At 59.8% G+C, this 15,414-nt stretch carries 15 protein-coding genes; 3 read left to right on the forward strand and 12 right to left on the reverse strand.

Annotation, left to right across the window (positions count from 1 at the left end; all coding sequences use genetic code 11):
* Positions 1 to 96: 96 nt before the first annotated feature.
* Entirely contained in the window at positions 97 to 1,656 is a 1,560-nt protein-coding gene (locus PspR84_RS06575; protein WP_160056341.1) for an AmpG family muropeptide MFS transporter, read from the reverse strand.
* Between the two features lie 43 nt (positions 1,657 to 1,699).
* Complete coding sequence (locus PspR84_RS06580; RefSeq protein ID WP_160056343.1) at positions 1,700 to 2,053, reverse strand: MGMT family protein; 354 nt, start codon at positions 2,051 to 2,053, stop codon at positions 1,700 to 1,702.
* A 164-nt stretch (positions 2,054 to 2,217) separates the two neighbouring features.
* Here PspR84_RS06580 and PspR84_RS06585 point away from each other — a divergent pair, with 164 nt between their 5' ends.
* Complete coding sequence (locus tag PspR84_RS06585) at positions 2,218 to 3,225, forward strand: DUF481 domain-containing protein (protein ID WP_160056345.1); 1,008 nt, start codon at positions 2,218 to 2,220, stop codon at positions 3,223 to 3,225.
* Positions 3,226 to 3,387: 162 nt separating this feature from the next.
* Here PspR84_RS06585 and PspR84_RS06590 read toward each other — a convergent pair whose 3' ends face one another.
* A complete protein-coding gene (locus tag PspR84_RS06590; protein ID WP_002554837.1) occupies positions 3,388 to 3,597 on the reverse strand; it encodes a cold-shock protein in 210 nt (69 codons plus the stop codon).
* Between the two features lie 354 nt (positions 3,598 to 3,951).
* Between PspR84_RS06590 and dcd the strand changes: the two genes are divergently transcribed.
* Positions 3,952 to 4,518 carry a dCTP deaminase gene (gene dcd, locus PspR84_RS06595; protein WP_007918616.1) on the forward strand — a complete coding sequence of 189 codons (567 nt, stop codon included), beginning with the start codon at positions 3,952 to 3,954 and terminating at the stop codon, positions 4,516 to 4,518.
* A gap of 107 nt (positions 4,519 to 4,625) precedes the next feature.
* Complete coding sequence (locus tag PspR84_RS06600) at positions 4,626 to 4,835, forward strand: hypothetical protein (protein WP_016986417.1); 210 nt, start codon at positions 4,626 to 4,628, stop codon at positions 4,833 to 4,835.
* A 42-nt stretch (positions 4,836 to 4,877) separates the two neighbouring features.
* Here PspR84_RS06600 and pdeM read toward each other — a convergent pair whose 3' ends face one another.
* From pdeM to PspR84_RS06645, 9 genes are all read right to left on the reverse strand, one after another.
* Positions 4,878 to 5,534 carry a ligase-associated DNA damage response endonuclease PdeM gene (gene pdeM / locus PspR84_RS06605; RefSeq protein ID WP_160056347.1) on the reverse strand — a complete coding sequence of 219 codons (657 nt, stop codon included), beginning with the start codon at positions 5,532 to 5,534 and terminating at the stop codon, positions 4,878 to 4,880.
* On the reverse strand, positions 5,531 to 8,020 hold the full coding sequence (locus tag PspR84_RS06610) for a ligase-associated DNA damage response DEXH box helicase (RefSeq protein ID WP_160056349.1): 2,490 nt from the start codon (positions 8,018 to 8,020) through the stop codon (positions 5,531 to 5,533). The genes pdeM and PspR84_RS06610 overlap by 4 nt, the downstream gene beginning before the upstream one ends.
* Positions 8,021 to 8,191: 171 nt before the next feature.
* Positions 8,192 to 8,956 carry an ATP-binding cassette domain-containing protein gene (locus tag PspR84_RS06615; RefSeq protein ID WP_007918612.1) on the reverse strand — a complete coding sequence of 255 codons (765 nt, stop codon included), beginning with the start codon at positions 8,954 to 8,956 and terminating at the stop codon, positions 8,192 to 8,194.
* A 13-nt stretch (positions 8,957 to 8,969) separates the two neighbouring features.
* Entirely contained in the window at positions 8,970 to 10,088 is a 1,119-nt protein-coding gene (locus PspR84_RS06620; protein WP_160056351.1) for a succinylglutamate desuccinylase/aspartoacylase family protein, read from the reverse strand.
* 13 nt (positions 10,089 to 10,101) lie between these two features.
* A complete protein-coding gene (locus tag PspR84_RS06625; RefSeq protein WP_034154960.1) occupies positions 10,102 to 10,812 on the reverse strand; it encodes an ABC transporter permease in 711 nt (236 codons plus the stop codon).
* Positions 10,809 to 11,537 (reverse strand): ABC transporter permease, encoded by a 729-nt coding sequence (locus PspR84_RS06630; protein WP_160056353.1) that lies wholly within the window; start codon positions 11,535 to 11,537, stop codon positions 10,809 to 10,811. The genes PspR84_RS06625 and PspR84_RS06630 overlap by 4 nt, the downstream gene beginning before the upstream one ends.
* Positions 11,538 to 11,593: 56 nt before the next feature.
* On the reverse strand, positions 11,594 to 12,376 hold the full coding sequence (locus PspR84_RS06635; RefSeq protein ID WP_159815007.1) for a transporter substrate-binding domain-containing protein: 783 nt from the start codon (positions 12,374 to 12,376) through the stop codon (positions 11,594 to 11,596).
* 223 nt (positions 12,377 to 12,599) lie between these two features.
* Positions 12,600 to 14,288 carry an ATP-dependent DNA ligase gene (locus PspR84_RS06640; protein ID WP_160056355.1) on the reverse strand — a complete coding sequence of 563 codons (1,689 nt, stop codon included), beginning with the start codon at positions 14,286 to 14,288 and terminating at the stop codon, positions 12,600 to 12,602.
* Complete coding sequence (locus PspR84_RS06645) at positions 14,285 to 15,319, reverse strand: ligase-associated DNA damage response exonuclease (protein WP_160056357.1); 1,035 nt, start codon at positions 15,317 to 15,319, stop codon at positions 14,285 to 14,287. The genes PspR84_RS06640 and PspR84_RS06645 overlap by 4 nt, the downstream gene beginning before the upstream one ends.
* Positions 15,320 to 15,414 lie beyond the last annotated feature (95 nt).

The following is a 15,414-nucleotide window of genomic DNA, read 5'->3' on the forward strand; positions in this document are numbered from 1 at the left end:
GACTCCGCAGTGTACCGGCGAGTTTTGCCGACGTACAGGCGTGAGGTCAGTGGGGAGGCACGACGGCGGGATTCCTCCCGCCGTTGCCGAAACGTCTTACGATTCTTCTGTGACCGGCGTCGGCACAGGCTCGGGCGTTGGCGTCGGGCCTTCGCGGCGGCTTTCCTGAAACCAGTGCAGGGCGATCAGAATCAACGTCGGCACGCCGAGCAGGGCGGTGATCAGGAAGAAGCTGTGGTAACCGAACTTCTCGACCAGGACCCCGGAATAGCCGCCCATCAGGCGCGGCAACAGCAACATGATCGAGCTGAGCAGTGCGTATTGCGTGGCCGAGAATTTCAGATTGGTCAGGCTCGACAGATAGGCTACGAACGCCGACGTCGCCAGGCCCGAGCTGAAGTTGTCGAGGGAAATGGTCACCACCAGCATCTGCAGGTTCGGGCCCATGTCGGCGAGCATGACGAAAAGCAGGTTGGTGGCTGCGGAAGCGATGCCGCCAATAAACAAAATCGGCAGAATGCCAAAACGCACGATCAGCAGGCCGCCCATGCCGGCGCCGACCAGTGTCATGATCAGGCCGAAAATCTTGCTGACGCTGGCAATCTGATCCTTGGTAAAGCCTTGGTCGATGTAGAACACGTTGGCCATGACGCCCATCACCGTGTCCGACATCCGATAGGTGGCGATCAGGCCGAGCAGCAGCAGCGCCTGCCAGCGATAACGCAGAATGAAGTCATTGACCGGTGTCAGCACCGGTGCGAGGCCGCGACGGCCCATGGTCGACAGACACAGGCCGGTGAGCAGCGTATAGAGAATCGCGCGCAGGAAGGCGCGGTCTTCCAGCAGCAGGTCAAGCGGACTCATGTCACCGAACAGCACGCTGGCGAAATCAGTGTTGTAGAGCTGGGTGAACATCGCCGGTACCGAGACCAGCAAGACGATCAGCACAAACACCGACATCAGTTGATGCATGAAGGTGTAGCGCCCGGCCTGCAACTGTGTGCGCAGCGGTACCGGTGGCTCGCGCATGAACAGCGTGGTCAGCAGCGCGGGAATCATCAGCGCGCCGAACAGCGCGTAAGTGCCGGCCCAGGCAGAGTGCTGATAGTTGAAGCCCGTGGAGCCAAAGCCTTCGGCGAAGAACAACGCGCCGGCAGTCGCCAGCAGTGCAGCCACGCGATAACCCGACATGTAACTGGCGGCGAGGGCGGCCTGGCGATTGTCTTCGGCGATTTCCAGGCGATAGGCATCCACCGCGATATCTTGAGTGGCGGAGGCGAAAGCGACGACGACTGCAATGGCGATCAGCCAGGACAGATGCTTCTGCGGATCGCAGAAACCCATGCCGATCAGGCCGAGGATCACCAGCGCCTGCGAAAGCACCAGCCACGAACGGCGACGGCCAAGCTTGCCCAGCAACGGCAGGCGCCATTGGTCGAGCAAAGGTGACCAGACCCATTTGAACGCATAGGCCAGACCGATCAGGCTGGCATAGCCGATGGTTTCACGGGCGACACCGGCTTCACGCAGCCAGACGGAAAGCGTAGAGAACACCAGCATGTACGGCAGGCCGGCGGCGAAACCGAGCAACAACAGCACGAGCGTCGAAGGACTGGCATAAGCGGCTAGCGCGGCGCGCCAGGTTTTACGGGGCATGGGCTGAAGTCTGCCTCAAGATTGCGAAAACAAAGCGCGCACTCTAACCGCTGTGCTCTACCGGACGCCAGCCATGGCGCTGAATATCCACACGATTGTTCTGGACGGTGATGCCTTCCATGCGCAATCGGGCCCGTTGTTCATCGCCCGACGGGCTGCCCACCGGCAAGCTGATCCGACCGCCGGCGCCCAGCACGCGGTGCCAGGGCAGTTTGGTATCGCCTGGCAACTGACTCAGGGTGCGGCCGACCCAGCGCGCGGCGCGCCCCAACCCGGCCAGTTCAGCTAGCTGGCCATAACTGACGACTTTGCCTTCTGGCACTTGGGCGAGCGTCGAGTAGAGCGCCGTGCGTCGGATTTGCGCATCGTTTTCTACGCTGTCGAGCGGGTCTTTCACGTACGCGGTTCCTGAGCATGAACAGTTTGATGGCTTTCAGAGTAATCGGTGATCAGCCAGTTGAGAAATGAACTCATCAGAAATAGTCCGGTCAGTCCTTGTCAGGGTCTTATTCCTACGGATAATGCCGACCTTTTTCGCAAACTTGAGCCTTAGATTCGCTTATGTTGTCCAGATCCTTGTTGTGCCTTGCTGTTTTCAGTGCGTCCACGCCCCTGCTTGCCGACACCGTCTGGTTGAAGAACGGTGACAAGTTGAGCGGCACTATCACCGTGTTCGACGGTGGCAAGCTGTTGATCCAGACCAAGTACGCCGGTGCGGTTACGATTGACTGGAAAGAGGTCAAAACCCTGGACAGCGATCAGCACTTGCTGGTCAAGCAGGACGCCTACACCGGTGAAGTGTCCAAGTCGCTGACGGCCGCCGAAGATGGCAAAGTCACCCTGGCCAACGGTGAGGCGCCGAAAACTGTGGAACTGGCGAGCATTCAGCAGATTCTCAGGCCAAAACCGGTGGTCGAGGATCTGGTGTGGAAGGGCAATGTCGACCTGGCGCTGGACTATCAGCGCGCCGAGAAAGACACCGATGACTACGATGTCGGCTTCAAGACCACCGCGCGTCATGGTCGCTGGCGCCATACTGCCGAAGGCGAGTACAACCGCGAAGTGCAGGACGACGAGACCACTACCGACAATTGGCGCGCCGAATATGCACTGGACCGCTTCCTCACCGATCAATGGTTCTGGCAGGGTCGTCTGAACTACAAGCGCGATCACATCGAAGAGCTGGCTCGTCAGCGCGTGGTCGGTACCGGTCCCGGCTATCAGTTCTGGGATGACGAGTTGGGGGCTTTCTCGCTGGGTTCGCTGCTCAACCGTACCGATTACGAGTATCGCGATGGCAGCAAGGACAACTTCTATTCTGTCGCCATGAAGTGGGATTACAACCGCTACCTGATCGGCAAGAAGGTCGAGTTCTTCACCAACGGTGAAGTGGGCAAGCCGCTGTCCGGTGTTGCCGATTACGCGCTGGATGCTGAATTGGGGCTGCGCTACAAGGTCACCGACTGGGCCTCGCTCAACCTCAAGGCCGAGCGCGACATCATCAGCGGCACCAACGATGCAGACTTGAACAAGACCCGCTACACCGCAGGGTTTGGCGTAGCCTGGTAAGGCACAAGCAAAAGATCGCAGCCTTCGGCAGCTCCTACAGAGGATTGATGTACATCCAAGGAGCTGCCGAAGGCTGCGATCTTTTTTTGCGAGCTGAAAAACAGGCGCCCACAAAAAAGCCCCGCTTTTAAGGGCGGGGCTCTTTTCTAAAGAAGCTACAAGTTAGATAACTTGTACTTCTTCAGCTTGCATGCCTTTCTGACCGCGGGTAGCGATGAAAGAAACCTGTTGGCCTTCTTTCAGGCTTTTGAAGCCGTCGGATTGGATAGCTTTGAAGTGAACGAACAGGTCGTCACCGGATTGTGGAGTGATGAAGCCGAAGCCTTTTTCATCGTTGAACCACTTAACGGTACCGGTTTGGCGATTAGACATGGTGTAACTCCTTGAACAAAGATAACTGCGACTCAGGAAGAACCCTGGCCGAGACTGAGTGCAAAGAGCAGGAAAAATTCTTGTAGATGGTTGGATCGAAATTCAACATATCGTGTAGAGATTCTCAGTGACACAAGCAACACAGTGACGCCACCTTAACCCAGTTTCCGAGAAGTGCCAATGCTTCTTGCGAAGGTTTCTCTGTTTTCGGGATCGGCGGTGTGACGGTTCGTCGCCAAAGCCCGTATTTCATGGGTGTTCGGCGAGAATTGCACCGCGCACTTTGAACCCGGCGGCGCGCCCGGTAAGATGCCGGACAGAATTTTTCCACCTCGCTATTCAGGACACCCCGCCATGAGCATCAAATCGGACAAGTGGATTCGCCGCATGGCGCAGGAACACGGCATGATCGAACCGTTCGTCGAGCGCCAGATGCGCGGCAGCGACGACAGCCGTGTGATCTCCTACGGTGTATCGAGCTATGGCTACGATGTACGTTGCACCAACCACTTCAAAGTGTTCACCAACATTAACTCGTCCATCGTCGACCCGAAAAATTTCGACCCGGGCAGCTTCGTCGACGTCCACAGCGACGTCTGCATCATCCCGCCGAACTCTTTCGCCCTGGCCAGCACCGTCGAATACTTCCGCATTCCGCGCAATGTGTTGACCATCTGCCTGGGTAAAAGCACCTACGCGCGTTGCGGCATCATCGTTAACGTCACGCCGCTCGAGCCTGAGTGGGAAGGCCACGTGACGCTGGAGTTCTCCAACACCACCAACCTGCCGGCGAAAATCTACGCCAACGAAGGCGTGGCGCAGATGCTCTTCCTTGAATCCGACGAGGAATGTGAAGTCTCTTACAAGGATCGCGGGGGCAAGTACCAGGGCCAGCGTGGCGTGACCCTGCCGCGCACCTGATCGGTCCATCCGACAGATCGCGGGAATTCTTTGGCGGGCAGACACTCTATGGGGTGTACTGCCCGTTTTTGCTTTCGGCAAAACGGGCCTTCGCCGAGGAGTGCCCTATGAAGATCGATCCGCAAATCACTGCCGAACTGGCAAGGCTCGAGCCCAATCAGATTGGCGTATTGGCCTGGTCCTTGTTGGCGCATCCGCCACTGAACATGGCCGGCGGAATTCCCGGTCAACCCGACCCAGATACCCCTAACGAACAACCGACCGAGCCGGGCGAACCGACCCTTCCGGACGAGCCGCCACCGGCGCCTGTCGCCTGATAAACCGTGAAAATGGCCAGTCAGATGAGGTCTGCAAAGACTTCAACTGACTGGCCATATTTCGTTATCACCGATGACGAAGATTCTGCAGCTTTCATCCTTCTCGACCGGATACCCTCCGGTAAAAGCGCCAAAGGCCGGCAGCAGGCTGACGCGTTCGCTTAGCCTGAAACACGCCAGACGCAAGCTCTGCCGACCCTTGCCGTGCAGCCGGTAGACCGGGTGTACGTGACCGGCCAGCACGTGTCTCTCAGGATGCGGGTCCGGTTCATGTTGCAAGGCGAATGGCCCGAGCAGCAGCGGTTCCGGCACCACCCGGATATTCAACGATTCAGGCGGATCACCGGCGCGTTTGTCGTGATTGCCGCGGATCAGCGTCATCGGTAGATCAACGTGGCGCGCACGCCATTGCGCCAATGCGTCCAGCGTGCCCGGCGCATGTGAACCAGGTCCGTGGAGGAAATCCCCGAGAAAGATCAACAACCGGCAGGGCAGCTTCGCCAACAACCGATCAATCACTTCGATATTGCTCGCCGTGGTGCCATGCGGGACCGGTTGACCAAGACTGCGATACGCCGCCGCTTTGCCGAAATGCACATCGGCAATCAGCAATGCCTGCTGCGCCGGCCAGTACAGGGCTTTTTCCGGCAAGAGCCAAAGTTCTTCGCCGGCCAGGCGCACCGGGTAGGGCGCATTCATCGGGATTTATCCTTGTCGGCGCTATTCTCCAGATCACCGACCATTCGCCTGATGCGATCAGCGAGTTTTTCCGAACTCATGCTTTCGCGCATGCGTTCCACCAGCAGCGGAAACCCTAGCGGTGTAGGACGTTTAACCTGATGCACGTCCAGTTTCATCTGGTTGATCCGCTCCAGTGTCTGTTCCAAGCGACGAATATCCAGTTCTTCCCGTAGGACTTCTTCCCCGGCCTGCGCCAGCAACAGATTATCTGCATCGTATTGTTTGAACACTTCGAAGAACAGTCCGCTGGATGCCTGCACCTGCCGGGTACTTTTCGGTGCGCCGGGGTAGCCGGCGAAGACCAGTCCGGCAATCCGTGCGATCTCGCGAAAGCGCCGCAGCGCCAGTTCGCCGGCATTCAGGCTGGCCAGAACGTCCGCTAACAAATCATCAGCATTGAAGAGATCGGTATTCAAATACTCGGCCCAGTCGATCGGCGTAGCGCTGAGCAATTCCAGGCCGTAATCGTTCACCGCGATGGAAAACGTCACGGGCTGCCGTTGACTGACGCGCCATGCCAACAGGCTCGCCAGACCCAGATGCACTTGGCGCCCGGCAAACGGATAAAGGAAAAGGTGCCAGCCTTCACGAGACTTCAATACTTCGGCCAACAGGTTTTCTGTCGTGGGCAAACCCGACCAGCGCATCTGGGTTTCCAGCAACGGTCGTAACGCCCGCATTTCCGGGCCGACAAACTCGCCTTGCGCGGCCTCGCTGAAACGCCTGACCACGGCTTCGGCCAATTCGTTGGAAAGTGGCATCCGCCCACCATTCCAGCGCGGTACGGCGGCTTTTTTCGCGGTGCTGCGTTTGACGTAAGCGGTCATGTTTTCCACTCGCACCAACTCCAGCAAACGCCCGGCGAAGAGAAAACCATCACCGGGTTTGAGCCGCGCGATAAAGCCTTCCTCGACACTGCCCAGCTGCTTGCCACCGCCACCCTTGCTCCAGAATTTCAAATGGATGCTCGCGTCGCTGACGATGGTGCCGATGCTCATGCGATGACGTCGTGCCAATCGTGCATCCGGTACGCGCCAGACGCCGTGCTCGTCGGGCTCGACCCGGCGGTAATCCGGATAGGCTGTCAGAGACATCCCGCCATGGCGTACGAAAGCCAGCGCCCAGGCCCAATCGGCGGGTGACAGGTCACGATAAGCCCAGGCGCCACGGACTTCTTCGTACAACTCATCGGGTAAAAATCCGCCACCGAGGGCCATGCTGACCAAATGCTGCACCAGCACATCCAGCGGTTTGTGCGGTGACAGGCGTGGTTCGATACGCCGTTGTTCGACGGCATCGCGGGCGGCGGCCGCTTCGATCAGTTCAAGGCTGTGCGTCGGCACCAGCGTCACCCGCGACGTGCGTCCTGGTGCGTGGCCAGAGCGACCGGCACGCTGCATCAGGCGGGCAACACCTTTGGCCGAGCCGATTTGCAGCACGCGCTCGACCGGCAGGAAATCCACGCCCAAGTCCAGGCTTGAGGTGCAGACCACGGCTTTCAACAGCCCGTTCTTCAAGGCCTGCTCGACCCAATCGCGAGTGTCGCGAGACAGTGAGCTGTGATGCAGGGCAATCAATCCGGCCCAGTCCGGCCGCGCCTCCAGCAGCGCTTGATACCAGATTTCCGATTGCGCCCGAGTATTGGTGAAGACCAGGGTGCTGGCGCAGGCCTCCAGTTCGGCGACCACTTGCGGCAACATCTTCAGACCGATGTGCCCGGCCCAGGGAAAACGCTCGATGGCCGGTGGGAGAAGGGTGTCGACCTTCAGCGATTTTTCGCTTTGTCCTTGAATGCTGACGCCACCGCCCTGTGGGATCAGCACTTGTTCGGCGTGGGATTGGTTGCCGAGGGTGGCGGACACGCCCCAGACGATCAGCTCAGGTTGCCAATGCCGCAGCCGGGCGAGGGCCAGTTGCAGTTGTACGCCGCGCTTGTTGCCCAGCAGTTCGTGCCATTCATCGACGACGATCATGCGCAGACTCGCCAGCGCCACCTGCGCATCGGCACGAGCGAGCAGCAGGGTCAGGCTTTCCGGGGTGGTGATCAGTGTGGTCGGCAGGCGTCGGCTCTGCCGGGCGCGTTCGCTGCTGCTGGTGTCGCCGGTGCGCAGCCCGATGCTCCACGGGATCTGCAAATCATCGACCGGTACCTGCAAGGCGCGCGCGGTGTCGGCGGCGAGGGCGCGCATGGGGGTGATCCACAGGACTGTCAGTGGTTCGGCGGGGGCTTTGCGTTTGCGCGGTATTTCGACGGCAGGCTGCGAGCGAGCGAAGCGATTGAGCGCGGCAAACCACACTGCGTAGGTTTTACCGGCGCCGGTGCTGGCATGGAGCAGGCCGGACTCGCCATTTTTGATCGCCGCCCACACCTGTTTCTGAAAGGCGAACGGCTTCCAGTCGCGGGCGCTGAACCAGATTTTTGCCAGGTCGGGAGATTTCGCCATGCGGGCTGCGCGCGCTCTGGAGGTGTTCTTCCAGTGACCACATCAGTTGGCGAAAGGTTTAATCAGGGTGACTGTGTAGGAGCTGCCGAAGGCTGCGATCTTTTGATCTTGATCTTTATAAAACAAGATCAAAAGATCGCAGCCTTCGGCAGCTCCTACAGGGGAAGGTGGCTATTTGAGGTTGCCGCTGAGGAATTGCTTCAGGCGTTCGCTTTTAGGGTTGCCCAGCACCTCTTCGGGCGCACCTTCTTCTTCCACCAGACCTTGGTGCAGGAACAACACCTGGCTGGAGACTTTGCGGGCGAAACTCATTTCGTGGGTCACCATGATCATGGTCCGGCCTTCTTCCGCCAGCCCTTGAATCACCTTCAATACTTCCCCCACCAGCTCCGGATCGAGCGCCGAAGTCGGCTCATCAAACAACATCACCTCCGGCTCCATCGCCAGCGCCCGGGCAATCGCCACGCGCTGTTGCTGCCCGCCGGACAAAAACGCCGGGTATTGATCCGCCACCCGCGCCGGCAAACCGACCTTGTCCAGATAACGCCGGGCGCGATCGTCGGCTTCCTGTTTGCTGCAACCCAGCACCCGGCGCGGGGCCATGGTGATGTTTTCCAGCACGGTCATGTGGCTCCAGAGGTTGAAATGCTGGAATACCATTGCCAACCGCGTGCGCAAACGTTGCAGTTCATCGGCGTCGGCGACGTGCATGCCGTGGCGGTCGGTGACCATGCGGATCGCCTGGCCATCGAGGCTCATGGCGCCATCGTTGGGTTGTTCGAGAAAATTGATGCAGCGCAAGAAGGTGCTTTTGCCCGAGCCACTGGCGCCGATCAGGCTGATCACGTCGCCGGTTTTGGCCTTGAGCGAAACGCCTTTGAGCACCTGATGGTCGCCATAGCTTTTATGCAGGCCTTCAACGGTCAGTTTGTACATGGGACGAGCATCCTCAAGGCGAAAGTAGGTAGCCGCTGCGGTAGGCTTCAGCGCCCGCAACATGGGCGATGACCATGCCGGCCGTGGCCATGCGGCGCAGCGAGCGGGCGTACATCACGCCGGCGCTGGTGCAATGAATGGGGGTGATCCGGTCGTTGATCGGGTCGATGATTTCAGCGATCTGCTGCCCGGCTTCCAGGACTTGCCCCGCCGTGGCGGTGTACACCAGCAGGCCGCCGACCGGCGTGGTCACCGGCTCGACTCCCGCGAGAGGCGTGGCCGGGAACGGCAATGGCGGCTGCGGTTTGGTCTCGCCGACGATCGCATCGGACTGGATCAGGTAGTCGATCAGCGCCTGGCAGTCGCGGCTGGCCAGCGGATGGGTGACGTCACCCTGACCGCGCAACTCGACGGTCACCGAGAAACTGCCGAGCGGGATCTCGAAATGTTCGCCGAAGCGCTCCTTCAATTGCCACCACAGCAAAGTGAAGCATTCGTCGAACGACTGGCCGCCGGAATCGGTGGCCAGCAGGCTCGCCTGAGCTTCGATGTAGCGCGCCAGCGGTTCGACCTGCGGCCACGCTTCGGGCGTGGTGTAGAGGTGCACCACCGATTCGAAATCGCAGTGCAAATCCAGCACCATATCCGCATCGCAGGCCAGCCGTTGCAGGATCAGGCGCTGGGATTGCAGTTGCGTGCTGGCGGTCTGGCGGGCGAGGGCGTTGCGCAGATGCGTGCGAATCAGTTCGAGGTTGTGCTGCGGATCGTCATTCAGCTTGCCCTCGATGGCATTGCCGATTTCCTCGCTGAGGTCGACGAACCAGCGGTTGAAGTTCTGCCCGCTCTCCAGTTCGTAGCGGCCCAGCGGCACATCCATCAGCACTTGTTCGAGGCCGACCGGGTTGGCCACCGGCACCAGCACGATCTCGCTGCGCAGTCGCCCGGCCGCTTCCAGCTCGGCCAGACGCTGCTTGAGGTGCCAGGCGACGAGCATGCCGGGCAGTTCGTCGGCGTGCAGCGAGGACTGGATGTAGACCTTGCCTTTGGCCTGCTCCGGTCCGAAGTGGAAGCTGTGAATCTGTCGTGCGGTCCCCGGCAGCGGGGCCAGCAAGTCATGGATCAGGTGGCGCATTTGCAGGGTTGTCCTAGTGAGTCGGGCCGAGGAAGGCCAGCCATCGGCGTTCGGCAAGGCGGAACAGGCCGACCAGCGCAAAGGTAATGGTCAGGTAGATCAGCGCGGCGATGCCGAACGACTGAAAGGTCAGGAAGGTTGCCGAGTTGGCATCCCGGGCGACTTTCAGAATATCGGGGATGGTCGCGGTGAAGGCCACCGTGGTCGAGTGCAGCATAAGGATCACTTCGTTGCTGTAGTAAGGCAACGAACGGCGCAGGGCCGAGGGCATGATCACGTAGGCATACAGCTTCCAGCCGGTCAGCCCGTAAGCCTTGGCCGCTTCGACTTCGCCATGGTTCATGCTGCGGATCGCCCCGGCGAAAATCTCCGTGGTGTAGGCACAGGTGTTGAGGGCGAAGGCGAGGATCGTGCAGTTCATCGCATCGCGAAAGAAACTGTCGAGCAACGGCTGCGCGCGCACGGCGGCGAGGCTGTAGATCCCGGTGTAGCAAATCAGCAACTGGATATACAGCGGCGTGCCACGGAACAGATAGGTGTAGAACTGCACCGGCCAGCGAATGTAGAAGTGCGGCGAGACGCGGGCGATCGACAGCGGAATCGACACCAGAAAACCGATGAAGATTGAAGCGCTGAGCAACCACATCGTCATTGCCAGCCCGGTGATGTTCTGGCCGTCGGTATAAAGGAAGGCGCGCCAGTATTCCTGCAGAAGTTCGATCATCGTACGGCCTCCCGGGCACCGGCGGCGTAGCGGCGTTCAAGCCAGCGCAGGATGAAATTAGAGGCACTGGTGATCAGCAGATAGATCAACGCGGCGAGAACCAGGAAGTAAAACAGTTGATAGGTGCTTTTACCGGCGTCCTGCGCGGCTTTGACCAGGTCGGCCAGGCCGATGATCGACACCAGCGCGGTGGCCTTGAGCATCACCATCCAGTTGTTACCAATGCCCGGCAGGGCAAAACGCATCATTTGCGGAAACACCACGTAGCGAAAGCGCTGGCCGCGTTTGAGGCCGTAAGCGGTGGCAGCTTCAACCTGACCGCGCGGCACCGCGAGGATCGCGCCACGGAAAGTTTCGGTGAAATACGCGCCATAGATGAAGCCCAGCGTCAGCACCCCGGCGCTGAATGGGTTGATCTCGATGTATTCCCATTCCATGTAGTCAGTCAGGGACGTCAGCCAGGTTTGCAGGCTGTAGAAAATCAGCAGCATCAGCACCAGATCCGGCACCCCGCGAATCAGCGTGGTGTAGAGCTGAGCGGGCAGGCGCACCAGTTTGACTTTTGACAGTTTGGCACTGGCGCCGAGCAGGCCGAGCAACACGGCCACCAACAGCGACAACGCCGATAATTTGATGGTCATCCAGGTGCCTTCCAACAGCAAAGGGCCAAAACCCTTGAGGCTGAAGGCAGAGAGCCCCAGATTTTGTAAGAGGTTTTCGAACATAAATCAGCAACCTGAGCGGATGGAAAAGGCGCCCATCGAGGATGGGCGCCGGGGCATTATTTGCCGCTGTACAGATTCAGATCGCCAAAGTGTTTCTTTTGAATCTCGGCGTATTTGCCGTCATCGTGTAACGCTTTGATACCTTTATCTAAAAGCGCTTTCAGCTCAGTGTTACCTTTCTTAATACCGACAGCGGTTTTGGCCGGCAGCAATTCGTTGTCGACTGGCTTGCTGACGTCATAGTCGGCGCCCTGTGGCGACTTCAAAAAGCCCAGTTCGGCTTGCAGCATGTCCTGGATGCCCGCGTCGAGACGGCCGGAAGTCAGGTCGGAGTACACCTGATCCTGGTTCTGATAGGCCTGGGTTTTCACGCCGGCCTTGTCCAGCACGGCTTTGGCGTAGGCTTCCTGAATAGTGCCTTGCTCGTAGCCGACGGTTTTGCCCTTGAGGGACGCGACGTCTGCGGTGATGCCGGAACCTTTCTTGAACACATAAGCGGTCGGGCCGGAGAACAGTTCGCTGGAGAAGTCGATGACCTTTTCGCGGGCCGGGGTCACGGTCATCGACGAGATCACACCGTCGAATTTGTTGGCCTTGAGGCCCGGAATCATGCCGTCGAAGTCACTTTCGACCCACTTGCACTTGACCTTCAGTTCGGCGCAGATCGCGTTGCCCAGGTCGATGTCGAAGCCCACCAGGCTGCCGTCGGCCGCTTTCGACTCAAACGGTGCGTACGAAGGGTCAACGCCAAAGCGCAGCTCTTTGTATTCCTTGGCCAGCGCGGAGCCAGCGGCCATGCACAACGCCAGTGCAGAAAGGGTCAGCAATGCTTTTTTCATTATTCAATCCCTAAGAACCAATATGAGCGCTTGTGGCGCAGAATTATTGTTACTGGAACGCGTACGACCTATAGAAAGTAGCAATTTCCGAACCAGAGTCCCGAACAAGTGTTTTAAAAGGTTGGGCGGGGAGGGGCGAGGGGAACTGAGTGCACGGAAATGGGCATTGCGCAAAGCGTGCACCGATTTGTGGCCGCGTCATGTGTTGTGCCGGGAAAAGGGGTCAGGCCAGCAGGTCCTGCAAAGTGGCCAAGCTATCCGCTTCATCCACGGTCTTGTCCTGTCGCCAGCGCAGCATTCGCGGAAACCGCACGGCAATCCCGCTCTTGTGTCGGCGTGACAGGGCAATACCTTCGAAGCCCAGCTCAAACACCAGACTCGGCTTCACACTGCTGACCGGGCCAAATTTCTCCACCGTGGTCTTGCGCACAATGCTGTCGACCTGACGCATTTCCTCATCGGTCAGCCCCGAATACGCCTTGGCAAACGGCACCAGCGCGCGCTGACTCGAATCGGGCGGGCCGTCCCACACGGCAAAGGTGTAATCGCTGTACAGACTGGCCCGCCGGCCATGCCCGCGCTGGGCGTAAATCAGCACCGCATCGACGCTGAACGGATCGACTTTCCACTTCCACCAAACGCCCATGTCCTTGGTTCGCCCCACGCCATACAGCGAATCCCGCGCCTTGAGCATCATTCCCTCGACACCCAGTCGCCGCGAAGACTCGCGTTGGCGGGCGAGGTCGAACCAATCAGTGCCGGTCAGCACCGGTGAGGCCAGCAGCACCGGGCTGTTGCAGCGCGCAATGACCGCTTCCAGTTGCGCCCGACGTTTCGCTTGCGGCTGGTTGCGCCAGTCTTCGCCCTGCCATTCGAGCAAGTCGTAGGCGAGTACCACCACCGGCACCTCTTCGAGGATTTTCTTGTCGAGAGTCTTGCGGCCAATGCGTTGTTGCAGCAGAGCGAAGGGCTGCACGGCCGGCGGCTCGGTCGATTGCGGATCGAATGCGTCTTCAGTGCGCGGATGCGTGCTTTTCCACACAACGATTTCGCCGTCGATCACCGTACCGTCGGGCAAGCCGTGTACCAGCACATCCAATTCGGGAAAACGCTCGGTCACCAGTTCTTCGCCCCGCGACCAGATCCACAGCCGGCCTTCACGCTTGACCACTTGTGCGCGGATGCCATCCCATTTCCATTCAATCTGCCAGTCGCTGGCCGAACCAATCAGGGCTTCGAATTCTTCCACCGGTTGCGACAAGGCATGGGCGAGGAAGAACGGGTACGGTTGACCGCCGCGCTGGGCATGTTCATCGCTGGATTCCGGGGCGATCAGTTTCAGGTAGCTGGCGGCGCTCGGTCGGTTCGACAGATCGGTGTAACCCACCAAACGCTGCGCCACGCGTTTGCTGTCCAGCCCGGCCATCGACGCCAAGGCACGGGTGACCAGCAGTTTCGAGACGCCAACGCGGAAACTGCCGGTGATCAGTTTGATGCACAGCATCAGGCTTGATCGATCCAGTTGCGCCCACAGGGCCGGCAGTTGTCGGCTTAAGAACTCCGGAGTTTCACCACGCAGCGGCAGCAGCTTTTCTTCGATCCATTCGGCGAGACCGGCGTCAGAGCTGTACCGGTTTTCCGCGAGCACCAGCGAAATGGTTTCCGCGAGGTCGCCGACTGCTTGATAGCTTTCCTCGAACAACCACGGCTCCAAGCCTGAAATCTCGACAGCCAGTTCGCGCAGAATTCTCACCGGCACCAGTTGCCGGGGCCGGCCACCGGACAGGAAGTACACCGCCCACGCAGCGTCATGCGGTTCGGCTCGGGCGAAGTAGGTCTGCATCGCCGCCAGTTTGGCGTTGCTTGACGTGGTCGCGTCGAGTTCGGCGTACAACTCGGCGAATGCTTTCATGCTGGCAGCTCGGCGATGGTCGGTTCGGTGGCGATGTTTTCTTCTTCGTCATCGCCGTATTCGGTGTTGAAGCCCTGGGCATCCAGACCCTGTTCGCGCAGATGCCGCACCAGCACGCCAATCGAGCCGTGGGTGACCATCACGCGTTCCGCGCCGGTCTGCTCGATGGCCCACAGCAGGCCGGGCCAGTCGGCGTGATCGGAGAGGACGAAACCGCGATCGACACCGCGCCGCCGGCGGGTGCCGCGCAAACGCATCCAGCCGCTGGCAAATGCGTCGCTGTACTCGCCAAATCGGCGCATCCAGGTGCTACCTCCTGCCGAGGGCGGGGCGATGACCAGTGCCTGACGCATGATCGGGTCGCTTTTCTTCACGTCTCCCGCGTAGATCGTCGGCGGCAGATACACGCCAGCGTCGCGATAGACACGGTTCAGCGGCTCGACCGCGCCGTGGCTGAGGATCGGGCCGAGGCTTTCGTCGATGCCATGGAGAATCCGCTGGGCTTTGCCAAACGAGTAGCAGAACAACACGCTGGCCTTGCCGGCGGCGATGTTGGCTGCCCACCACTGATTGATCTCGCCGAACACCTGCGCCTGCGGCTGCCAGCGATAGATCGGCAGGCCGAAGGTCGATTCGGTAATGAACGTGTGGCAGCGCACCGGTTCGAACGGGGCGCAGGTGCCGTCGGGTTCGATCTTGTAATCCCCTGACGCGACCCAGACTTCGCCGCCGTATTCCAAACGCACTTGCGCCGAACCGAGCACGTGACCGGCGGGATGAAAACTCAAGGTGACGCCGTGATGGGTCAGGCGTTGGCCGTAGGCGAGGGTTTGCAGATTGATGTCTTGCCCGAGTCGCGCGCGCAGAATCCCTTCGCTGGCGCTGCTGGACAGGTAATGCTGGTTGCCGGTGCGGGCGTGATCGCCGTGGGCATGGGTGATCACCGAGCGCTCGACGGGGCGCCAGGGGTCAATATAGAAATCCCCGGCGGGGCAATAGAGACCTTCGGGGCGGGCGATAACAAGGTCCATGTCGTTACCAGGAATGGGGGGCTTGTTAGCTATGAGGCTGGCGCGTGTCCGGAAGTTCTATCGACTTTGAAGAGCAACCCTCACCCCAGCCCTCT

It is taken from the genome of Pseudomonas sp. R84 (genome assembly GCF_009834515.1).
GTDB lineage: Bacteria > Pseudomonadota > Gammaproteobacteria > Pseudomonadales > Pseudomonadaceae > Aquipseudomonas.